The 20,926-nt window shown below is 62.7% G+C and carries 16 protein-coding genes; 4 read left to right on the top strand and 12 right to left on the bottom strand.

Annotation, left to right across the window (positions count from 1 at the left end; all coding sequences use genetic code 11):
• Positions 1–8 precede the first annotated feature (8 nt).
• The gene (locus tag CKW35_RS16745; RefSeq protein WP_095116433.1) at positions 9–1,184 is read right to left on the bottom strand and encodes an O-antigen ligase; all 1,176 of its coding nucleotides are present in this window, start codon (positions 1,182–1,184) and stop codon (positions 9–11) included.
• 101 nt (positions 1,185–1,285) lie between these two features.
• Here CKW35_RS16745 and CKW35_RS16740 point away from each other — a divergent pair, with 101 nt between their 5' ends.
• Complete coding sequence (locus CKW35_RS16740; protein ID WP_016489483.1) at positions 1,286–1,891, top strand: hypothetical protein; 606 nt, start codon at positions 1,286–1,288, stop codon at positions 1,889–1,891.
• 3 nt (positions 1,892–1,894) lie between these two features.
• Here CKW35_RS16740 and CKW35_RS16735 read toward each other — a convergent pair whose 3' ends face one another.
• The 8 genes from CKW35_RS16735 to CKW35_RS16700 all read right to left on the bottom strand — a co-directional run bounded on the left by CKW35_RS16735 (position 1,895) and on the right by CKW35_RS16700 (position 11,091).
• Positions 1,895–2,986 (bottom strand): glycosyltransferase, encoded by a 1,092-nt coding sequence (locus tag CKW35_RS16735; RefSeq protein ID WP_095116431.1) that lies wholly within the window; start codon positions 2,984–2,986, stop codon positions 1,895–1,897.
• Positions 2,987–3,023: 37 nt separating this feature from the next.
• Entirely contained in the window at positions 3,024–3,797 is a 774-nt protein-coding gene (locus tag CKW35_RS16730) for a glycosyltransferase family 2 protein (protein WP_016489485.1), read from the bottom strand.
• A gap of 64 nt (positions 3,798–3,861) precedes the next feature.
• Positions 3,862–4,818 carry a glycosyltransferase gene (locus tag CKW35_RS16725; RefSeq protein WP_060516862.1) on the bottom strand — a complete coding sequence of 319 codons (957 nt, stop codon included), beginning with the start codon at positions 4,816–4,818 and terminating at the stop codon, positions 3,862–3,864.
• Positions 4,819–4,866: 48 nt separating this feature from the next.
• The gene (locus CKW35_RS16720) at positions 4,867–6,270 is read right to left on the bottom strand and encodes a PIG-L deacetylase family protein (RefSeq protein ID WP_016489487.1); all 1,404 of its coding nucleotides are present in this window, start codon (positions 6,268–6,270) and stop codon (positions 4,867–4,869) included.
• Entirely contained in the window at positions 6,267–7,163 is an 897-nt protein-coding gene (locus tag CKW35_RS16715; protein WP_016489488.1) for an antimicrobial resistance protein Mig-14, read from the bottom strand. Before CKW35_RS16715 ends, CKW35_RS16720 begins: the two co-directional genes overlap by 4 nt.
• Positions 7,163–8,293: a glycosyltransferase gene (locus tag CKW35_RS16710; RefSeq protein ID WP_016489489.1), complete on the bottom strand. Its 1,131-nt coding sequence runs from the start codon at positions 8,291–8,293 to the stop codon at positions 7,163–7,165. Before CKW35_RS16710 ends, CKW35_RS16715 begins: the two co-directional genes overlap by 1 nt.
• A complete protein-coding gene (locus CKW35_RS16705; RefSeq protein ID WP_016489490.1) occupies positions 8,277–10,034 on the bottom strand; it encodes a carbamoyltransferase in 1,758 nt (585 codons plus the stop codon). The genes CKW35_RS16710 and CKW35_RS16705 overlap by 17 nt, the downstream gene beginning before the upstream one ends.
• 220 nt (positions 10,035–10,254) lie before the next feature.
• Positions 10,255–11,091 (bottom strand): 23S rRNA (adenine(2030)-N(6))-methyltransferase RlmJ, encoded by an 837-nt coding sequence (locus tag CKW35_RS16700; RefSeq protein WP_016489491.1) that lies wholly within the window; start codon positions 11,089–11,091, stop codon positions 10,255–10,257.
• 186 nt (positions 11,092–11,277) lie between these two features.
• Here CKW35_RS16700 and CKW35_RS16695 point away from each other — a divergent pair, with 186 nt between their 5' ends.
• Positions 11,278–11,532, top strand: coding sequence for a hypothetical protein (locus CKW35_RS16695; RefSeq protein ID WP_016489492.1), 255 nt, complete (start codon positions 11,278–11,280; stop codon positions 11,530–11,532).
• A gap of 77 nt (positions 11,533–11,609) precedes the next feature.
• Here CKW35_RS16695 and putP read toward each other — a convergent pair whose 3' ends face one another.
• The gene (putP, locus tag CKW35_RS16690) at positions 11,610–13,088 is read right to left on the bottom strand and encodes a sodium/proline symporter PutP (RefSeq protein ID WP_023046986.1); all 1,479 of its coding nucleotides are present in this window, start codon (positions 13,086–13,088) and stop codon (positions 11,610–11,612) included.
• Positions 13,089–13,446: 358 nt separating this feature from the next.
• On the opposite strand from putP, the gene putA reads away from it, so the two are divergent.
• Positions 13,447–17,400 (top strand): trifunctional transcriptional regulator/proline dehydrogenase/L-glutamate gamma-semialdehyde dehydrogenase, encoded by a 3,954-nt coding sequence (gene putA, locus CKW35_RS16685; protein WP_095116429.1) that lies wholly within the window; start codon positions 13,447–13,449, stop codon positions 17,398–17,400.
• Positions 17,401–17,830: 430 nt separating this feature from the next.
• Here putA and CKW35_RS16680 read toward each other — a convergent pair whose 3' ends face one another.
• Entirely contained in the window at positions 17,831–18,094 is a 264-nt protein-coding gene (locus CKW35_RS16680) for a DUF3077 domain-containing protein (protein ID WP_019473937.1), read from the bottom strand.
• A 3-nt stretch (positions 18,095–18,097) separates the two neighbouring features.
• Positions 18,098–18,358: a hypothetical protein gene (locus CKW35_RS16675; RefSeq protein ID WP_024717357.1), complete on the bottom strand. Its 261-nt coding sequence runs from the start codon at positions 18,356–18,358 to the stop codon at positions 18,098–18,100.
• Positions 18,359–19,115: 757 nt separating this feature from the next.
• On the opposite strand from CKW35_RS16675, the gene CKW35_RS16670 reads away from it, so the two are divergent.
• Positions 19,116–20,918, top strand: a complete 1,803-nt coding sequence (locus tag CKW35_RS16670) for an acyl-CoA dehydrogenase (RefSeq protein ID WP_095116427.1) — start codon at positions 19,116–19,118, stop codon at positions 20,916–20,918.
• Positions 20,919–20,926 lie beyond the last annotated feature (8 nt).

Here is a 20,926-nt window from a genome sequence, read left to right as displayed (position 1 = left end):
CTCGCTGTTCAGGTTGAACCGGAAATTTTACCACAGGCGTCATTTTCGGCACGCCCCCATGGCAGCATCATGGCAAGGCCAACAGGCAGCCAGCTGATGAACCATTCTGCACGTGGCGTACCGGTAAGGCTGGCGGCATCGAACTGCATGGCCAGTGTCGAGTACACCCATAAGCCCAGCAGGAGCTTGCCGAACAGGGTACCGCGCGCGCGGATGATTTCACCCAAGGTGAACAACCACACCATGACCCAGAGCAGCATGCCAGGCAGGCCCATCTCCACGGCAACGTGGGTGAACATGTTGTGGGTGTGGTCGAAGTGCCTGCCCACCGCACTGACATCGTAGTCAGCCCCCAGGCCCAGGCCTGTCCAGGGGTGCGCGGCAATCATGTTGACCACGGCATGGAAAATTTCTGGCCGGTAGGATGAACCGCGCTCGGCGATCAGGTCATACGCCGCATACAAGGCAAAGCCGGTTGCAATGACTGCCAGGATGGCGAACACCCGGCTGTGGCGGTCACGGAACCACAGCGGTGCGATCATGACGGTGAGCACCAGGGCCAACAGCGCGCCACGGCTTTGACTGAGCACGGCAAACGCGCCAAGACAAGCCAGTGCGAGCACCCACAACAGCTGCGGGCCACGCTGCTGCGGCGGCTCATACAGCAGGAAAAGAACGGCCGAGCCAACGACATAAGCGCCCAGAATGGGGTGTGATATCTCGCCAATCCCGGCCAGGCGGACCAGCAACGGCTCACCCTGCAGCCAGTAGAAATTGATGATCGACACCAGCGCAGCGAGGGCCAGCAGGCCGCTCCCTAGCAGCAACAGCTGGCGAATCCTCGCAAGGCCAAGCTGAGCCAACAAGGGGAACGCGAGCAGGAATACCAGAATGTAGAGCAGCCGCTTGATTTCACGCCCCGTGTCCTCTGCGGGCGACCAGGCCAGGCTCAAGCCACTCCAGGCCAACAGCACCATCACACTCATCCATAGCGCCGGCTGACGCTTCCAGCCTTGCACCAGCACCTCGCGGGCGGACCATGCCAGCACCAATGTCGGTAGCCACAGGAACAGCACCAGGCCTTGCTGATAAATCTTGTTGCTCGGCGCCAGGGCAATCGCTGCCAGAAACCAGACCAGACCCAATCCCAGCCAGGCCTGCGCCCAGTTTTTTTGATACAGCATCCATTTCCCCCGATGAATCAAAAACACCATCCATGGTGCTAGAACATTATTTTCGGCATTATTGCCGGTCATTTTGCTCGCCAGACGACAAGGCTCTATTCATGCAATGCTCCCGGCTCACCCAGGTCGACTTCGATCAGCTGACACAAGGCGCACAGGTGCTTGAGGCAGACAGCCATGGCGCCAAAGTCTACCTGCTCGCGGATGGTAATTTCCTAAAGGTTTTTCGTAGGAAGCGGCTGATTTCATCTGCACTGCTGCGCCCATACTCCCAGCGATTCGTCGATAACGCCGCGCGGCTGGCGGAACTGGGTATCCCCACGCTCGAAGTGATCAGCCAGCACAAGCTCGACGTGCCAGGCCGCACTGCCGTGCTGTACCGCCCGTTACCCGGCCGCACCTTGCTGCAAATGTCGCGTGATGACGGCTTCAGCTGGGATACTTACCTGCCGCAACTGATCCAGCTGGTTCGCCAGCTGCACCGCAGTGGCGTGTACTTCCGTTCGTTGCACTTGGGCAATGTGGTGGTTACCCCCGACCAGCACCTGGGCCTGATCGATGTGGCCGACATGCGCTTCCTGCGCCCGCCGCTCTCGGCACGCATGATTCGTCGCAATGTGCAGCACATGGTGCGTTATATCGAGCGGGAGAACCTGGGCGACCAGTTCCCCCTCGCCGCCTTCGAGGCAGCCCTGCTGGCGCGCTGAGCGTCAGTTGCGCAACAGGCTCTGTGAGCCGGTACAGAACGCCTGCCAGGCCTGCTCCGGCGCCAGTGCCTGACGCTGCCGCGCGGCAACCGCCGGGGCGCTGAGGGCTGTGCAACGCTCGATCGCATCAGCCCAGGCGCTTTCGTCGGCGATGGGCAGGTAGACCCCGGTGTCGCACAACTGTTCGCGGAACACCTGCAGGTCACTGCACACGACCGGTACATCGGCCATCACAGCCTCTTGCACCACCAGCCCCAAGCCCTCGGAACGCGAGGGCACCAACAGCCAGTCGAACGCTCGATACAGCAGCTGCAGGTCTTCGCGGTGACCGCGCAGATGCACGCGCCCAGCCAGGCCCAGCGCATTGATACGCTGCTGCAGCAAGGCATGCTGTGGCCCCTCGCCGATAATCGCCAGCTGCAGGCCTGGTTGCCGCGCACTGGCCTTGGCGAAGGCCTCGATCAGCATTTCAAATCCTTTGCTTTCAACCAACCGCCCTACCGCGCCCAGCATCACCCCGTCGGCCTGAGGCAGCTGCAACGCCTGCCTGGCCTGGTTCCGGCTCAGCAACGGTTCGACGAACGCCAGCGGGTCGAGCGCCATGCGCAGGGTCTGCACTGGCCTGCCCAGGTCATGTTCCAGCGATTTGGCCAGCGTATGCGACACGGCCGCGATGCTCAGCCGCTCGCCCGGAAACATGCGCAACAGGCGAATGTCACTGTTGTTCAGGCGCGTTTTGCCATGGAACAGCACCTTGGCCCGAACATGGGGAATGTTCCGCAGTAGCGGCAATACCAGCCGCGCAACCCCAATACCATCGAGCAGCACGATTTCGGCCTTGGCCTCTGTCAGCCCCTTGCGCAAGCGCATGCGCAACCACGGCCGCAGCAGGCGCCACAGGTGCCGCCCTTTCAGAGCTCGTGGCGGCATGTGCCACTCCCGTGTCGAACCGAGCCCACAGCACAGCCCGCTACCCAGCAGCAACCAGTTACTGATCCGGGCATCGGTGCCGGCGTGCGACAGCACTTGCCGATGCACCTTGTGGATGGACATGTACGGCGTTCCACCCGCCCACATCATATTGACGATGTTCATGGGCCCTCTCCCGCTCATGTCAGGTGGGACAGCGACTTCATTGAACAAAAAGGGTGATACCCATGCCGATCAAAGCACCTGTCACCAGCGTCAATGCCAGCTTGATACGATCACGTTGACGACGTTTGGCCTTGCGCGCCACTTCGATGGGCAAGGTCACGTGATTGCCAAAGCCAGTGTGCAACACTGCATCACCTTCCAAGGTGACCGCTGTCAAATTAAACTCAGCGTAGCGTCGGGAAAGCGCCTTCTCTCCAGCATAGGCGGCGAATGGCGCACAGCGCTGATAATCACTCAATCGACGCAGGCCGGGATTGAGCGAAAACGCTTGCCATTCGGCCTTGTCGGACAGCAGCGGATAACACGGCACGCCGGCAATGACCTGGCGATCGCCCAGGTGAATGTAAGGGCTGTGGATAGCCAGGTCATGGGCATGGCTGCGCAGCCACACTTGCAGCAGGTCAGGCCTGGCATCCAGGATAGCCCGCGAGTCTTCGACAAAGCTCTGGCGGTAGAAGTGCCAGTCGTCTTCGCAGTGGAAGATGTAAGGCGTCGTGACGTGACTGTAGGCCAGGTCGATCGAGGGCAACTGGCCGAGTTTGGGCCGGTTGACGAACACCTTGCAGTACGGTCTCCAGTGCTCAGGCACCGCAGCATGCACGGCATCGTCACCGGAATCTTCGGTGATGAACACTTCGCGAATGGGCGCTGTGTTGTAGCGATCGAAACTCTCAAGGGTGTCTTTGAGCAGATCGAACCGCCCACAACTGGTCACGACGAGCGTGACATCACTTTCTTCTGAAAAGCGCACCGGACTCCCTCCGCATTGCGACTATCGGCTTTCAACACCCGCTCCTGGGCGCGAAAGCTCTTGTTTAGATGCCCAGCGTCAGGCGTAGCCGCTGCCACGCAGACAACGGCGGGTGGGGCCTGAGCGCCGGGCGCATGTGGTCGACGATGCTACGTCCAACGGCGGCGAAACTGAAACGGGAAACCGCCAGATGGCGGCCATTTTCAGCAATCTGCCGGGCAAGTTCTGGGTCTGCACGCAAACGGCGGAGCTTTTCCTGAAGGGTCGGGATGTTGTCATAGAACACCACGTTGTGCATGTCTTCCAGGCCCAGCGCGCGGTTTTCCTCCTCGCCCTGGTCGTACGCCAGCAGTACACAGCCGCAGGCCATGGCTTCGAAGTTCTTGATCATGTATTCGCCCATGCCGACGTCGGCACTGACGAAGAAACGAATACGGTTGAGCGTGTTGCAGTAGTCTTCACCCGACTTGGTGCGGGTGACCAGCAGGTTCTCGACCTGCCCCAACTCATCCAGCAGCGCCTTGCGACCGCTGTAGGCCACGCTGTTGACACTGCCGACGAAGGCCAGTTCGATGTCGCGCTCACGCCCTTGGTCGGCCAGCAACTGCTCGTCATAGCCCTTGGGCACGAACACCGCATCGAAACCTTCCTGGCGCAGGCGCTCGCTGACCATGTAGCCAGAGCTGATCACCCGCGCCCATGGCAACTGGCGGTAATGGGCGCTGAACTTGCCGGTGTACTTGCACGGGATGTAGTTCTGGTAGGCGTCGTGCTCGAGGATGACCAGGTTCGGTACGGTACGGATGAAGGCCACCTGACGGATTTCCTGCTTGAAGCGCAGAAAGAACACGATGCGGTCATAACGCTCGACCTGCACTTCACGCTTGAAGTAGCGACGCAGGTTGCGCTGGTCTTCGCTGGTCAGCCAACGCAGGTCGCACTCGCAGTTGGCCGCGACGCCATCGTACAGGCGGTCGAGAATCGCCCGCTGTTCCTTCTGCACCAGAAATAGGACTTTCATTGCTTTCCTTGGGCGCTCTGCGCCATCGCGGTCAACCATGGGGCGTACTTACAGCTCGCGCCGCCAGAACAGTTCGTGTCGGCGCACGGCCTTGCGGAAGAACTCGTTCTCCCCATAAGGCGACGGCCGCCGTCCGGCCAGCCAGCGTTGCAGCAAGCGGCGCAGGCGGCGCTTGAATGGCGGGGCCGGCTGCAGGTCGTGCATCATGCCCAGGGCCATGGCCTTGTCGTGCTGGGTAGCCACGTCCAGGACCAGGCTGCAAGGTGCCCAGGCCTGCACACCACTCAACTGCGGAGGCAAGGCCACACCATCGCCGCTGTCGCCCATGGGCCAGCGGTCGTTGTCATGCAGGTGGTTGGCGTAGCACAGCAGGGTTTGTGGCTGCCAGGCCAGGCCTTGCAAGGCCTCCAGCACCGCTGCCTGAGCGCAGATGTGATCGGGGTGCGGGTCGAGTTGCGGGTGCGGCATTACCAGGACTTGCGGCCTGGCCATTTCCAGCAAGGTACGCAGGTCGGCCAGCAGGTTGTTCCAGGTTGGCGCACCATCGCTGTCGGCCGGCAGCGGGAACGGGTTGAACTGGCGAAATACGCGGATATCGGCCAGCTCGGCCTCGCGTGACGCAACAGGCTGCTCTGGCGCGGCCTGCATGGCAGGCAACTGCAGGCAGAAGTAGCCCAGCTGTACGCAACGCGACTCCGGCACACCGGCCCAACGCGGCACGGCGATGCTGTCCCAGGCGCGCAGGCGGCCCTTCAGGCGCGCGGCCTCGGCCTTGCCCAGGCCCATCTGCTGATAGTGCTCGGCCTCGATTTCACCGGCGGTCAGCGTCACTACCCAGGTTTCATCTGCCTGGCTGTAAAGGCCATACGCAGCAAGCTCGGCGTCGTCGGCATGCGGCGCAATCACCATCACCCGGCGCCGTTGCAGTTCGACCGCCGGCGTTATCCACAGACGCGGCTCGCCCAGCAGCCGGCAATGGCGACCACGCAGGCGCAATGCGCCGGCCTGGAGCGGCGCAGCCAGGCCGGTCAGGTTGAGGAAGCGCACGCCATCGACGCCACGCTCGAAGGTTTGCCGATCGGCCTGCTCACCCGCCAGCAGCGCGACCTGCGGGTCCAGGAACCGACCGAGCCAGCTGCCTTTTACCCGCAGCTCAAGCACAAGGGTTTCATCGCCCTGTAGCACGCAGTCGGCCTTGAGCAGGCCCGCGTGCAGGCTGGCAGGTACTTGCCGCGCCTGCTCACCGAAGTCGTAGGCGTAGTCCTCGCCGGGTGCGTAGAACAGGTGGTCGGCAAACCAGGCCTCGTGGGCGGCCCAGAGCAGCGGCAACAGCAACAGCGGCAGCCACCACCAGGCCAGTACACCGAGGGCGACCAGCGCAACCAGGCCTGCCAGCAAGGCCAGACGCTTGTTGCGCCGGTGGCGCTTGAGCAACTGCTGCTTACGGCTCACGCCTGATACACCGGCACAGGGTTGCACCAACGGTCCTTGTATTCGCGGTCGGCACGGCCGAACGAGAACCGCAATGGCTTGTTGCGCGCCCGGGCGTCTTCCCAGGCGGCCTGGGTATTGAGGAAACTCAGCACGCTGCCTGGGCTGAAGGCCTTGGTTTCAGGGTCTACACCGCCATTGATGTACTCGACGCTGACCCAGTCCGGCGCTTCGACGCGGTACACCAGCTGGATGGCAATCGGCTTGCCGTCCAGCATCAGCACAGAGCCGATCAGCAACTCGCGCAGACGCTCCAGCACCTCGGCCATGCGCTCGGCACCGGTGGCAGGGAAGCCCCAGCGGCGCTGGAACAGGTCGCAGTACATGCTGGCGATTTGCTGGGCACTGAAGTCGCTGATCGGGCGCACCACGCCACCCGCCTCTTCCAGCAGGCGCAGTTCGCGGCGCTGGTTGTAGCGGAATTTCTTCGACAGGTCTTCGTGCGCCCGCGCCATCGCCAGCTGTTCCTTCTGCTCCTTGAGGCCCGTGAAACGGCCCTGGCTCAGTTCGGACAGGTAGCGTGCTGTATGGCGCAACGGTGCAGCGGCATCGGCCGCAGCTGGCAGGATGATTTCGGCATTGCCCAAGTCGAACAGGGCTTTTTTGCCGGCACGCTTGAGCACGTCCTTGGCCAGCGCCAGGTGGCGCCCCCAGGTCGGGATGGCGGCTTTCAGCTCGCCGGCCTGATACCAGCCCAGGTAACGTACCGGGATCTGCGCCAGGTCAGCCAGTTGCTCTACCACCAGCGGATGGGTGGCGACACTGCCACCAAAACGCGCCCATGCCTCGGCGTAGGCCTTGGCGTCGATCGTTTGCCACCCGCGCTCGCGGAAGGCCTGGATACGATTGAGCATCAAGCCTGCCCCACCAGTGCACGTACCTGCGGCAACTGCCAGAAGGTCTCGCGTACCGCCTGGTCGGAGAAGCGTTCACGCAGGCGTTGCAGCATGTGCTCAGCACAGGCCTGGCGCTGTTCGGCGCTCAGCGTGGCCATATGCTCCAGGCCCTGAGCCAACTGGGCAGCATCGCCCAACGGGAACAGCACACCCACACCCTCGACCACTTCACGAGCCCCGCCGCAAGCCGTGGCCAGCACCGGTACGCCAGCGACCATGGCTTCGAGCAGGACCATGCCGAACGGCTCGTGGTCGGAGCTCAGGGCGAACACATCGAATGCCTCGAAGTAGCGGCGTGCATCCGGCACCTGGCCCAGGAAGCTCACCTGGCCGGCAATCCCCAGCTCGGCGGCCAAGGCCTTGAGCTCGGCCTCTAGCCGGCCCTTGCCGAGGATCGCCAGGCGCGCGCCGGCCGGCAGCTTGGGCAGCGCCTGGGCAAAACCACGCAACAAAGTGGCCTGGTCCTTGTCCGGGTGCAGGCGACCGACATTGCCGACGACCCACGCCTGCGTGTCCAGGCCCAGAGCCCGGCGAGCCTCGGCGCGCGGCACCAGGGCCGTTTGCAGGGCGTCGATGTCGATGCGGTTATACAAAGTCTGGATGCGTTCGGCTGGCCACTGTGGCAGGCAGCGGCGCATGTCGTCACGCACCGCGTCTGACACGCCCAGCAGGCTCAGGCGCTTGCTGAACAGGTTGGCGAACAGCCGGCGGCCTTTGCGCTCATAGTCGCCAAAGGCATGGTGCACGCCGATCACCGGCAGGCCGGTGCCCAGCAGGGCCACGTAGATGGGCTTGAAGCGGTGGGCAATGCAGAAGGCGAAGTTGCGCTCGGCCGCAATGCGCCGCAAGGCACGGATGGCACCGAGCTTGAGGCCACGCACGGCCTTGGAGCTGAACTCAAGGAACAGCACCTCGTCAGACGCGCAACCGGCCGCCACCTGCGGGTCGGCGGCACCGGTGAGGAACACCGTGGTGACCTGGTAGCCACGCCCCTGGAACAGGCTGGCGTACTGACGGGCACAGTCGAGGAACGGCCCGTCATAGCCATGGCAGAACTGCAGGATGCGCGGTTCAGAGCGGCTGGTCATAGGCGGCCGCGCCGTCCTTCACCACCAGGATGTCTTCCATGATCAGGTACTGCAGGTCCGAGCCGAAGAACATGTTCAGGGCATCGGTCGGCGAGCAGATCATAGGTTCACCGCGACGGTTGAGCGAGGTGTTCAGCGACACGCCATTGCCGGTCAGGTCTTCCAGCGCCTTCATCATGTCGTAGTAGCGCGGGTTGTACTCGCGCTTGAGCACCTGGGCACGCGAAGTACCGTCCTCGTGCACCACTTCCGGTACGCGGGTCTTCCACTCTTCAGCCACTTCGAAGGTGAAGGTCATGAACGGTGCCGGGTGGTCGACCTTGATCATCTGCGGGGCGACGGTGTCGAGCATCGACGGGCAGAAAGGTCTCCAGCGCTCGCGGAACTTGATCTGGTGGTTGATGCGGTCAGCCACGCCTTCGACGCTCGGGCAGCCGATGATCGAACGGCCACCCAGGGCGCGCGGGCCGAACTCCATGCGGCCCTGGAACCAGGCCACCGGGTTGCCGTCGACCATGATCTGGGCGATTTGCTGCGGCATGTTGTCGAGCTTGCGCCACTTGGGCTGGTTCGGGTGACGGGCGCAGGCGGCGATCACGTCTTCGTTGGAGTACGAAGGGCCGAGATACACATGCTCCATCTTCTCCACCGGTACGCCGCGGGCGTGGGAAACATAGGCTGCGGCGCCGACAGCAGTACCGGCGTCGCCGGAGGCCGGCTGGACGAACAGCTCTTTCACGTCCGGGCGGGCGATGATCTTCTGGTTGAGCTTGACGTTCAGCGCGCAGCCGCCGGCGAAGGCCAGCTTGCCGGTTTCACGCAGGGTGTCGCCCAGGTAGTGGTCGATCATCTGCAGCGCCAGCTTCTCGAACAGCGCCTGCATGCTGGCGGCGTAATGGATGTACGGCTCGTCTGCGATGTCGCCTTCGCGCTTGGGGCCCAGCCATTCGATCAGCTTCGGCGAGAAGTAGAAACCCTTGCCCTTCTCTTTATAGCGGCGCAGGCCAATGACGTTGGCGTAATCGGTGTTGATCACCAGTTCGCCGTTTTCAAAGCTGGCCAGCCGCGAGAAGTCGTACTTGCTGGCGTCGCCGTACGGCGCCATGCCCATGACCTTGAACTCGCCGTCGAGCATTTCGAAGCCGAGGAACTCGGTGATCGCACCGTACAGCCCACCCAGGGAGTCCGGGTCGAAGAATTCCTTGATCTTGTGGATCTTGCCGTTTTCGCCGTAGCCAAAGAAGGTGGTGGCGTATTCGCCTTTACCATCAATGCCGAGGATCGCGGTTTTTTCCTTGAAGCCAGAGCAGTGGTAGGCACTGGAGGCGTGGGCCAGGTGATGCTCGACCGGCTCGATCTTGACCTTTTTCGGGTCGAAGCCCAGCTGCTCCAGGCACCAGACGATTTTCTTGCGATAGCGCTTGTAGCGACGGTTGCCCATCAGGATCGCATCGAGGGCGCGATCCGGGGCGTACCAATAGCGCTTGGCATAGTGCCAGCGCGCCTTGCCGAACAGGCTGATCGGGGCGAACGGGATGGCTACCACGTCGACGTCGGACGGCTTGATGCCTGCCTGCTCCAGGCAGAACTTCGCCGACTCGTAGGGCATGCGGTTCTTCGCATGCTTGTCACGCACGAAGCGCTCTTCTTCGGCGGCGGCAATCAGCTTGCCGTCAATGTACAGGGCCGCGGAAGGGTCATGGCTAAGGGCGCCGGACAGGCCAAGAATCGTCAATGCCAAGGGATTAGCCTCTTCATTCGGTAAAAATGCGCCAGCGGCCTCATGGGCGGGTGGCGGCTAAAGGGCGGGATTATAACGCAAACATGCGCGCAACGCGGCAACCCGTACTGGCCTCATCGCCGGCAAGCCAGCTCCCACAGGAACACCGCTGCCCTCAAGGGAGATGCAGTACTTGCAGGAGCTGGCTTGCCGGCGATGAGGCCAGTACAGGCAGGCAATACTATTCGGCGATGAGCCAGTCCATGCGATAGCTACCGTCCGTCTGCGCCAGCTCCTTGGCCAGCCACGGCAGCAGCTCCTTGAGCTCTTCTTCCAGGCCCCATGGCGGGTTGGCGATGGCCAGGCCCGAGCCATTAAGGCCCTGCGGGCTGTCCTGGTGGTGCACATACAGCTCGACCCGCAGCAATTTTGGCGCGCCAGTGCTGGTCAGGTCCTGGTAGTAACGCGTCAGCGAGCGCTGGTCCTTGATGGGGTACCAGATAGCCGCGACGGTCTGGCGCATGCGGCTGATGGCCTCTTTCATGGAATGGGTGCAGCGCTTGAGCTCATCGGCCTGCTCGAACGGCGGGTCGATCAGCATGATCGCGCGCTTTTCCTGCACCGGTAGCAGGGCCCTGGGCACATGCCAGCCTTCGCCCAGGTGCACGACCACACGCGGGTCTTTTTTCATGTTCTCTTTGAGCAGCGGCCCGTCTTCAGGATGCTTTTCGTTGAGCAGGGCGCGGTCTTGCTGGCGCATCAGGCGGCGAGCCAGCTCGGGCGAACCGGGGTAGTAACGCAGCTCGCCGTCCGCGTTCAGGCGCTTGATGACGCGCAGGTAGTCGGCAGCCATGGCGGGCACATCATCGCGGCCCCACAAGCGGGCGACGCCTTCCAGGTACTCGCCGGTCCGGGTTGCCTGGTCGCCTTGCAGGTCGTACAGACCAAGCCCAGCGTGGGTATCGATGTAGGCAAATGGCTGCTCCTTGCGCGACATCAAGGCGATGAGGCGGGTCAGCACGATGTGCTTGAGGACGTCGGCGTGGTTGCCGGCGTGGAAGGCGTGACGATAGTTCATGGCAACTCCTGCGGGGGTGGCAAGTTTACCTTGCCTTGCAGGCGGAGTCAGGTGCAGCAATCAACCGCAAGCGCCCTCGCGCCGTTGAGAAGCCATGAAAACCCTCATCGTCCGGAATGAATTCCTGATTCGCTGCGCCCCTGCAAATCCCAAGAATCGAGTCTCCACCAACCAGGAGCAAATGAAATGAAAGCTTCCATCCAATACGATAAAACTCAAAACCGCCTGCACGGCAAACTGGGCCTGGACAATGTGCCTTATACCGCCCAGCTCAAACTCAAGAACCCTGAAGGCGTTACTGAGACACTGGTAGTGCCAAGCTCGAAATCCGACGAATGGGAGGTTGGCCTGGACCGGCATGGCCCTGGCAAGTATGAAGCCCTGATCGTGCCACGTGTGGCCGGTGCGTTCGAACCAACGCGGTGCGAGTTCACCCTGTAAGCAATCATCCGCTACAAACGAGTACGGCCCGAACAACGCTGTTGTTCGGGCCGTACTCGTTGCCTACCCAGCACTCATCACTTGTCAGCGTGATACGCCGCGTCAGCCGTCTCGAAGCGCTGCACCATTGCCTTGGAGGGGCTGCCCAGCTTGCTCACCAAAACGATGGCGATGCTCGCCAGCAGGAAGCCCGGGATAATTTCGTACAGGCCCCAGGTATCGATCTGCTTCCACAGGATAACGGTCAGTGCACCCACCACGATACCGGCCAGCGCGCCGTTTCGGGTCATGCCTTTCCACAGCACCGAAATCAGCACCACCGGACCGAAGGCGGCACCGAAGCCAGCCCAGGCGTAGGCCACAAGGCCCAGCACGCGGTTTTCCGGGTTGGCAGCCATGGCGATGGCAATCAGGGCCACGGCCAGCACCATCAGGCGACCGACCCACACCAGCTCGAGCTGCGAAGCGTTCTTGCGCAGGAAGGCCTTGTAGAAGTCTTCGGTCAATGCACTGGAGCACACCAGCAACTGGCAGCTCAGGGTGCTCATTACCGCCGCAAGAATGGCCGACAGCAGTACGCCAGCGACCCATGGGTTGAACAGGATCTTGGCCAGCTCTATGAACACACGCTCATGGTTCTCGGTGACCGGGCCCGCCAGGTCAGGGTTGGCCGAGAAGTAGGCGATGCCGAAGAAGCCCACGGCGCAGGTACCGGCCAGGCACAGGATCATCCAGGTCATGGAGATGCGGCGAGCCTTGGCGATCGATTTCACCGAATCGGCGGCCATGAAGCGCGCCAGGATGTGCGGCTGGCCAAAGTAGCCCAGGCCCCAGCCCATCAGCGAGATGATGCCGATGAAGGTAGCACCTTTGAACATGTCGAAATTGGCTGGGTTCACCGCCTCGATGGCAGCAAAGGTGGTGTCGAAACCGCCCGTGGAAATCAGCACGATCACCGGGGTCAGGATGAGCGCGAAGATCATCAGCGAAGCCTGAACCGTATCGGTCCAGCTCACCGCCAGGAAACCACCGACGAAGGTGTAGGCGATGGTCGCTGCGGCGCCAGCCCACAGGGCAGTCTCGTAAGACATGCCAAAGGTGCTTTCGAACAGGCGGGCACCGGCAACGATGCCAGAAGCGCAGTAGATGGTGAAGAACACCAGGATGACGATCGCCGAAATAATCCGCAGCAGGCCGCTATTGTCTTCGAATCGGCTGGAGAAGTAGTCCGGCAGAGTCAGCGCATCGCCGTTGTGCTCGGTCTGGACACGCAACCGGCCAGCGACGAACAGCCAGTTCAGGTAAGCACCAACGGTCAAACCGATGGCGATCCAGGCCTCGGACAGGCCCGAAAAGTAGATGGCGCCCGGCAGGCCCATCAGCAGCCAGCCGCTCATGTCGGATGCCCCGGCAGACAGCGCTGTAACAACGCTACCCAGGCTGCGACCACCCAGAATGTAATCGGAAAGGTTGTTGGTGGCGCGATAGGCGGCGAAGCCGATCAGTACCATTGCTGCGATGTAGACCACGAAAGTGATCGTAAGTGGATTGCCCATGCGTGTGCCCTGGCGTTTGTTTTTATCTCATGCACAACCATAGTCGTGACGGTTGCACCCAGGCGGCGAATCCTATGCAACAACGCAAAGCAGGTGCAACCATTTTTCATTTGGAAGTTGCACCCGCTCGTCAATATTCCGTAGGAGGCACTTTTTTGCTCCTTTTTGGAGCATCACAGGGGTTTTTCATAAGAAAACTCACCCTTAAAGCCCTTATTGAAGGGCATGGAAATGTCTGTCAGACGAGTTGCACCTATAGCGCAAAAAAATGCGGTTGCACCTGGTTGCACCCGAATTGTCCTACAGCTACTCTTGGCGCCAGCTTAGGCCACAGCCGTGGCAATAACGAGGATAAGAAATGGCGACTACCACCCTTGGGGTCAAACTCGACGACCCGACCCGTGAGCGACTCAAAGCAGCTGCGCAGTCCATTGACCGCACGCCGCACTGGTTGATCAAGCAAGCGATCTTCAATTATCTGGAGAAGCTTGAGGGTGGTGCCACCCTGACCGAACTTAACGGCCATGTCGGCAACCTTGTCGACGATGCCGGTGAGATCCCGGCCGACCACAGCCACCAGTGCTTCCTCGAATTTGCCGAGAGCATCCTGCCGCAGTCGGTACTTCGCGCGGCAATCACCGCCGCCTACCGCCGCCCCGAGCAAGAGGTGGTGCCGATGCTGCTGGAACAGGCGCGCCTGAGCGCACCGCTGGCCGAAGCCACCAACAAGCTGGCCGCCGGCATTGCCGAAAAACTGCGTAATCAGAAGAGTGCTGGCGGTCGCGCCGGCATCGTCCAGGGCCTGCTGCAGGAGTTCTCGCTGTCGTCCCAGGAGGGCGTGGCGCTGATGTGCCTGGCCGAAGCCCTGCTGCGCATCCCCGACAAGGGCACCCGCGATGCGCTGATCCGCGACAAGATAAGCACCGGCAACTGGCAGCCGCACCTGGGCAACAGCCCGTCGCTGTTCGTCAACGCCGCCACCTGGGGCCTGCTGCTGACCGGCAAGCTGGTCAGCACCCACAACGAATCCGGCCTCACCTCCTCGCTCACCCGCATCATCGGCAAGAGCGGCGAGCCGATGATCCGCAAGGGCGTCGACATGGCCATGCGCCTGATGGGCGAGCAGTTCGTCACCGGTGAGACCATTGCCGAAGCCCTGGCCAACGCCAGCCGCTTCGAGGCCAAGGGTTTCCGCTATTCCTACGACATGCTCGGCGAAGCCGCACTGACCGAGCACGACGCGCAAAAGTACCTGGCCTCCTACGAGCAGGCCATCCACTCGATCGGCAAGGCCTCCCATGGCCGCGGCATCTATGAAGGCCCGGGCATCTCCATCAAGCTGTCGGCGCTGCATCCGCGCTACAGCCGCGCCCAGTACGAGCGCGTGATGGAAGAGCTGTACCCGCGCCTGCTGTCGCTGACCCTGCTGGCCAAGCAGTACGACATCGGCCTGAACATCGACGCCGAAGAAGCCGACCGCCTGGAGCTGTCGCTCGACCTGCTCGAGCGCCTGTGCTTCGAGCCGTCGTTGGCGGGCTGGAACGGTATCGGTTTCGTTATCCAGGCCTACCAGAAGCGCTGCCCGTACGTGATCGACTACGTCATCGACCTGGCCAAGCGCAGCCGCCACCGCCTGATGATCCGCCTGGTAAAAGGCGCCTACTGGGACAGCGAGATCAAGCGCGCCCAGGTCGAAGGCCTGGAAGGCTACCCGGTCTATACCCGCAAGGTGTACACCGACGTTTCCTACGTCGCCTGCGCCCGCAAGCTACTGGCCGTACCAGAAGCCATCTACCCGCAGTTCGCCACCCACAACGCCCACACCCTGTCGGCCATTTACCACATTGCCGGGCAGAACTACTACCCGGGCCAATACGAGTTCCAATGCCTGCACGGCATGGGCGAGCCGCTGTACGAGCAAGTGGTCGGCAAGATTGCCGATGGCAAGCTGAATCGCCCGTGCCGGGTCTATGCGCCGGTTGGTACCCACGAGACGCTGCTGGCCTACCTGGTACGCCGTCTGCTGGAAAACGGCGCCAACACCTCGTTCGTCAACCGCATCGCCGACCACTCGATCTCCATTCAGGAACTGGTCGCCGACCCGGTCGCCAGCATCGAGCGCATGGGCACCCAGGAAGGCAACATCGGCCTGCCACACCCGCGTATCCCGTTGCCGCGCGACCTGTATGGCACTGAGCGGGCCAACTCGGCCGGCATCGACATGGCCAACGAGCACCGCCTGGCGTCACTGTCCTGCGCCATGCTGGCCACCGCTCACAACGACTGGAAGGCCGCCCCGATGCTGGCCTGCGCCGCCAGTGAAAGCGCTGCCGCGCCGGTACTGAACCCAGCGGATCACCGCGACGTGGTCGGCCATGTACAGGAAGCCACCGTTGCCGACGTGGACAACGCCATCCAGTGCGCTTTGAACGCCGCGCCGATCTGGCAGGCCACCCCACCCGCCGAGCGCGCTGCCATTCTGGAACGCACCGCCGACCTGATGGAGGCCGAAATCCAGCCGCTGATGGGTCTGCTCATCCGCGAAGCCGGCAAGACCTTCGCCAACGCCATCGCTGAAGTGCGTGAAGCCGTGGACTTCCTGCGCTACTACGCCGTGCAGGCACGCAACGATTTCAGCAACGACGCCCACCGCCCCCTGGGCCCAGTGGTGTGCATCAGCCCATGGAACTTCCCGCTGGCGATCTTTACCGGCCAGGTAGCTGCGGCCCTGGCTGCCGGCAACCCGGTGCTGGCGAAGCCCGCCGAGCAAACCCCGCTGATCGCCGCCCAGGCCGTGCGCCTGCTGCTGGAAGCCGGCATCCCCGAGGGCGTGCTGCAACTGCTGCCGGGCCGCGGCGAAACCGTCGGCGCCGGCCTGGTGGGTGACGAGCGCGTTAAAGGCGTGATGTTCACCGGTTCCACCGAGGTTGCCCGCCTGCTGCAGCGCAACGTCGCCGGCCGCCTGGACAACCAGGGCCGCCCGATCCCGCTGATTGCCGAAACCGGCGGCCAGAACGCGATGATCGTCGACTCCTCGGCGCTGACCGAGCAGGTGGTGATCGACGTGGTGTCCTCGGCCTTCGACAGTGCCGGCCAGCGTTGCTCGGCCCTGCGCGTGCTGTGCCTGCAGGAAGACTCCGCCGACCGCGTAATCGAAATGCTCAAGGGCGCCATGGCCGAAAGCCGTCTGGGCTGCCCTGACCGCCTGGCCGTGGACATTGGCCCGGTGATCGACGCCGAAGCCAAGGCCGGCATCGAGAAGCACATCCAGAGCATGCGCGAGAAAGGCCGCGCGGTCTATCAGGTGGCCATTGCCGACGCGACCGAGGTCAAACGTGGCACCTTCGTGATGCCGACCCTGATCGAGCTGGAAAGCTTCGACGAACTGAAGCGTGAAATCTTCGGCCCGGTGCTGCACGTGGTGCGTTACAACCGCCGCAACCTGGACCAACTGATCGAGCAGATCAACAACTCCGGCTACGGCCTGACCCTCGGCGTGCATACCCGCATCGACGAGACCATCGCCAAGGTGGTGGAAACCGCCAACGCCGGCAACATGTACGTCAACCGCAACATTGTGGGTGCAGTGGTGGGCGTGCAGCCGTTCGGTGGTGAAGGCCTGTCTGGCACCGGCCCGAAAGCCGGCGGCCCACTGTACCTGTACCGCCTGTTGTCGACCCGCCCGGCCGATGCCATTGGCCGCCACTTCCAGCAGCAGGACGGCGAAGGCAAGCCAGACCGCACCCTGCACGAACAGCTGGTCAAGCCGCTGCACGGCCTGAAGGCCTGGGCCCAGAGCAACCAACTGGCCGACCTGGCTGCGCTCTGTGACCAGTTCGCCAGCCAGTCGCAGAGCGGCATCGCCCGCCTGCTGCCAGGCCCGACCGGCGAGCGCAACAGCTACACCATCCTGCCGCGTGAGCACGTGCTGTGCCTGGCCGACAACGAGGCTGACCTGCTGGCGCAGTTGGCCGCCGTACTGGCCGTCGGCAGCTCGGCGGTGTGGGCAGACAGCGAGCCTGGCAAAGCCCTGCGTGCCCGCCTGCCGCGTGAGCTGCAGGCCAAGGTGAAGCTGGTGGCAGACTGGAACAAGGATGAAGTGGCGTTCGACGCCGTGATTCACCATGGCGATTCGGACCAGCTGCGCAGCGTCTGCCAGCAGGTGGCCAAGCGTGCTGGTGCCATCGTCGGTGTGCACGGGCTGTCCAGCGGGGATCACCAGATTGCGCTGGAGCGGTTGGTGATTGAGCGGGCGGTGAGTGTGAACACTGCTGCTGCCGGCGGTAATGCCAGCTTGATGACCATTGGCTGAGGCTGAGGGTTGTTGAAAAAAGGGAGAGCTTCGGCTCTCCCTTTTTTATGGGGGTTTGTCGTGAGATTGGGGTGGGCTGACAGGTGCTCGCCACGACATTATCTGCGCCTGCAAGACCGAGCGCCGCCCGCGCGGCGCATCGCGACGCAAGGCCGCTCCCACATCTGTTTCGGGCCAGTCTCTCCTGTGCCTATGGCGCGCGCACCCTGGGTGCATGGGTGGAGATCGATAAAGAGCGACTGCGCCCACTTCAATACCGCATGGAACAAACAAGGCGGACAGCGGTGGCCTCACAGAATGGACTGGCCCGGAACAAATGTGGGAGCGGCCTTGCGTCGCGATGCGCCGCGCGGGCGGCGCTCGGTCTTGCAGGCGCAGAAAATGTTGTGACTAACACCTGGCCGCCTTCACGCAACCGGAAGGCAAGCCCTCACTGCTTCATGCCCAACTCGGCATCATCCATCAGTGCCTTTGCCATGGCACTCAGGTAATGGGCAGCCCATATCATCATTGGCTTCTCATCCATCAGCCCGGTAATGGTCAGTTCGCGCACATAGCCCATCAATTCCGACGACTGCTCGCGGGCATCCCTGCACGGGATACCGGGCTCGATGCGGAACAATGGATGCGTGCCGTTTTCGCCCTGGTAGAAAGTTGTCTTGCCGACGGTGAACTGGGTGTCTTCTGTTGTCATTGTTCAATCCCCTGATAATTCTCGACTGCCTGGCCTGGCCTCAGCGGGCATCTGCACCTGAACCAATGCAGACTCAAGCAATGCCCGCAGCGCCTCCAGTTCATGCATCGTGGTCATCATCAGGATCGAAGCCGGCGACCTGGGCTGCAGCTGTATGGCGTGGTGCACCACGGTTGCGGCACACAGCGCGTGATCCGTGGCCTGGATCAGGGTGTCTTCAAGGGAATGGGCGTTAAGGGGTGGATCGGGGACTATCTTCAGCATCATGGTTCACCTAGTGATAAAGACCACTACACACCTGCTGTCAAACAAGAGGGTGGCAGCTGTACATGGGTTGACAGACCGGTAGGCAAACCAAAACCCGGCGCACACGAAGTGCCCCATGCACAGCTGCCATAAAGGCAAAGCGATGCGGTTTGACCTAAGCGGCCTGTCAAAGCCGGTCACTGATTTGGCAGCGACCACCCGAGACTAGGGCCCGATCCAGAGCACCGCAATGGCTTGAAGGGGGTTGGGAGTATGTTTGGGAAATGGACTACATGGAATAGGTGAAAACCTAAAATGATCTGCCGAAACTGGCCGGAATGCGGTGAGGCTGGAAGGTGTTCGCCTCACCTTTTGCAGCGCCTGTGAAATCGCGCGCCGCCCGCGCGGCGCATCGCGACGCAAGGCCGCTCCCACATCTGTTTCGGGCCAGTCTCTCCTGTGCCTATGGCGCGCGCACCCTGGGTGCATGGCTGGAGATCGATAAAGAGCGACTGCACCCCCTTCAATACCGCATGGAACAACCAAGGCGGACAGCGGTGGCCTTACAGGATGGATTGGCCCGAAACAAATGTGGGAGCGGCCTTGCGTCGCGATGCGCCGCGCGGGCGGCGCTCGGTCTTGCAGGCGCAGAAAAAATCAAGGCAAGCACCTGTATGCCCCACCCGTTCTAAACCCATATCACCCAAACCTATTAACCTCCCCCCACCCCACCCGATTCCCTACACTCGCAGCATCCCGCCTCAGGACCGCCCCCATGCCCGAGACCCTGCTCAGCCCCCGCAACCTGGCCTTTGAGCTCTACGAAGTGCTCGACGCCCAAGCCCTCACCCAGCGCCCGCGCTTTGCCGAGCACAGCCGCGAAACCTTCGACGCGGCGCTGACCACCGCCCGCACCATCGCCGAAAAGTACTTCGCCCCGCACAACCGCAAGGCCGACGAGAACGAACCGCGCTACGTGGACGGCCGCGCGGAACTGATCCCCGAGGTCAAGCTTGCCGTCGATGCCTTCCTCAAGGCCGGCTTCCTCAACGCCAATCGCGACTTCGAGGTCGGCGGCATGCAACTGCCCAGCCTGGTCTCGCAGGCCTGCTTCGCTCACTTCCAGGCTGCCAACGCCGGCACCACGGCCTACCCGTTCCTGACCATGGGCGCAGCCAACCTGATCGAAAGTTTCGGCACAGAGGAACAGAAGCGTCTGTTCCTGCAGCCAATGATCGAGGGCCGCTACTTCGGCACCATGGCGCTGACCGAGCCCCACGCTGGCTCGTCTCTGGCCGACATCCGCACCCGTGCCGAACCTGCGGGCGACGGCAGCTACCGGCTCAAGGGCAACAAGATCTTCATCTCCGGTGGCGACCACGAACTGTCGGAAAACATCGTGCACATGGTGCTGGCCAAGCTGCCGGACGCACCGCCCGGGGTGAAAGGCATCTCGCTGTTCATCGTGCCCAAGTACAACGTCAACCCCGACGGCAGCCGTGGCCCGCGCAACGATGTGCTGCTGGCCGGGCTGTTCCACAAGATGGGCTGGCGCGGTACCACCTCCACCGCGCTGAACTTCGGCGACAACGACCAGTGCGTCGGCTACCTGGTCGGCCAGCCGCACCAGGGCCTGGCCTGCATGTTCCAGATGATGAACGAGGCGCGTATCGGCGTTGGCATGGGCGCGGTGATGCTCGGATACGCCGGCTACCTGTATTCGCTGGAATATGCCCGCCAACGGCCGCAAGGCCGGCTGCCGGACAACAAAGACCCGCTCAGCCCGGCGGTGCCGATCATCGCGCACACCGATGTGAAACGTATGCTGCTGGCACAGAAGGCGTACGTGGAAGGCGCCTTCGACCTGGGCCTTTACGCCGCGCGCCTGTTCGACGATACCCACACCGCCGATGACGAAACGTCCCGCACACAAGCGCAGGCGCTGCTCGACCTGCTGACCCCGATCGTCAAGTCGTGGCCCTCGACGTTCTGCCTCAAGGCCAACGAACTGGCGATCCAGATTCTCGGTGGCCACGGCTATACCCGCGAATACCCGGTGGAACAGTACTACCGCGACAATCGCCTGAACCCGATCCACGAGGGCACCGAAGGCATCCAGTCGCTCGACTTGCTCGGCCGCAAGCTGGCACAGAACCATGGTGCCGGCCTCAAGCAACTGATCCGCCTGATCGCCACCACCGGCGAACGTGCAAGCCACCACCCCAAACTCGACCCACTGCGCCAGCCACTGGAGCAACTGGTCAACCGCCTGCAGGGCGTGACACTGGCCCTGCTCGGCGACATGGCCCAAGGCGAAGTCGCTGGTGCCTTGGCAAATTCGGCCTTGTACCTCAAGGCCTTCGGCCATTGCGTGATCGGCTGGCGCTGGCTGGAACAGGCCATTCACGCCGAGCTTGGCCTGCAGAAAGGTCACCCTGCCGATCGCGACTTCTATCAGGGCAAGCTGCAGGCCGCGCGTTATTTCCTGACCTGGGAAGTACCGGGCTGCCATAATGAGCTGGCATTGCTAGAGGCGCGCGACAACACTTGCCTCACCATGCAGGACGAGTGGTTCTAAGGGGGAGC

Source organism: Pseudomonas sp. Irchel 3F3 (assembly GCF_900187545.1).
Taxonomy (GTDB): Bacteria; Pseudomonadota; Gammaproteobacteria; order Pseudomonadales; family Pseudomonadaceae; genus Aquipseudomonas; species Aquipseudomonas fortuita.
Note: the sequence above shows the minus strand (reverse complement) of the source record. Positions and strands in the feature narration are given on the sequence as shown.

What these genes read in the sequence shown, in the direction of transcription:
- CKW35_RS16745 (WP_095116433.1), bottom strand. Translation starts at nt 1,184, where the DNA reads ATGCTGTATCAAAAAAACTGGGCGCAGGCCTGGCTGGGATTGGGTCTG.
- CKW35_RS16740 (WP_016489483.1), top strand. Translation starts at nt 1,286, where the DNA reads ATGCAATGCTCCCGGCTCACCCAGGTCGACTTCGATCAGCTGACACAA.
- CKW35_RS16735 (WP_095116431.1), bottom strand. Translation starts at nt 2,986, where the DNA reads ATGAACATCGTCAATATGATGTGGGCGGGTGGAACGCCGTACATGTCC.
- CKW35_RS16725 (WP_060516862.1), bottom strand. Translation starts at nt 4,818, where the DNA reads ATGAAAGTCCTATTTCTGGTGCAGAAGGAACAGCGGGCGATTCTCGAC.
- CKW35_RS16715 (WP_016489488.1), bottom strand. Translation starts at nt 7,163, where the DNA reads ATGCTCAATCGTATCCAGGCCTTCCGCGAGCGCGGGTGGCAAACGATC.
- CKW35_RS16710 (WP_016489489.1), bottom strand. Translation starts at nt 8,293, where the DNA reads ATGACCAGCCGCTCTGAACCGCGCATCCTGCAGTTCTGCCATGGCTAT.
- CKW35_RS16700 (WP_016489491.1), bottom strand. Translation starts at nt 11,091, where the DNA reads ATGAACTATCGTCACGCCTTCCACGCCGGCAACCACGCCGACGTCCTC.
- CKW35_RS16695 (WP_016489492.1), top strand. Translation starts at nt 11,278, where the DNA reads ATGAAAGCTTCCATCCAATACGATAAAACTCAAAACCGCCTGCACGGC.
- putP (WP_023046986.1), bottom strand. Translation starts at nt 13,088, where the DNA reads ATGGGCAATCCACTTACGATCACTTTCGTGGTCTACATCGCAGCAATG.
- putA (WP_095116429.1), top strand. Translation starts at nt 13,447, where the DNA reads ATGGCGACTACCACCCTTGGGGTCAAACTCGACGACCCGACCCGTGAG.
- CKW35_RS16680 (WP_019473937.1), bottom strand. Translation starts at nt 18,094, where the DNA reads ATGACAACAGAAGACACCCAGTTCACCGTCGGCAAGACAACTTTCTAC.
- CKW35_RS16675 (WP_024717357.1), bottom strand. Translation starts at nt 18,358, where the DNA reads ATGCTGAAGATAGTCCCCGATCCACCCCTTAACGCCCATTCCCTTGAA.
- CKW35_RS16670 (WP_095116427.1), top strand. Translation starts at nt 19,116, where the DNA reads ATGCCCGAGACCCTGCTCAGCCCCCGCAACCTGGCCTTTGAGCTCTAC.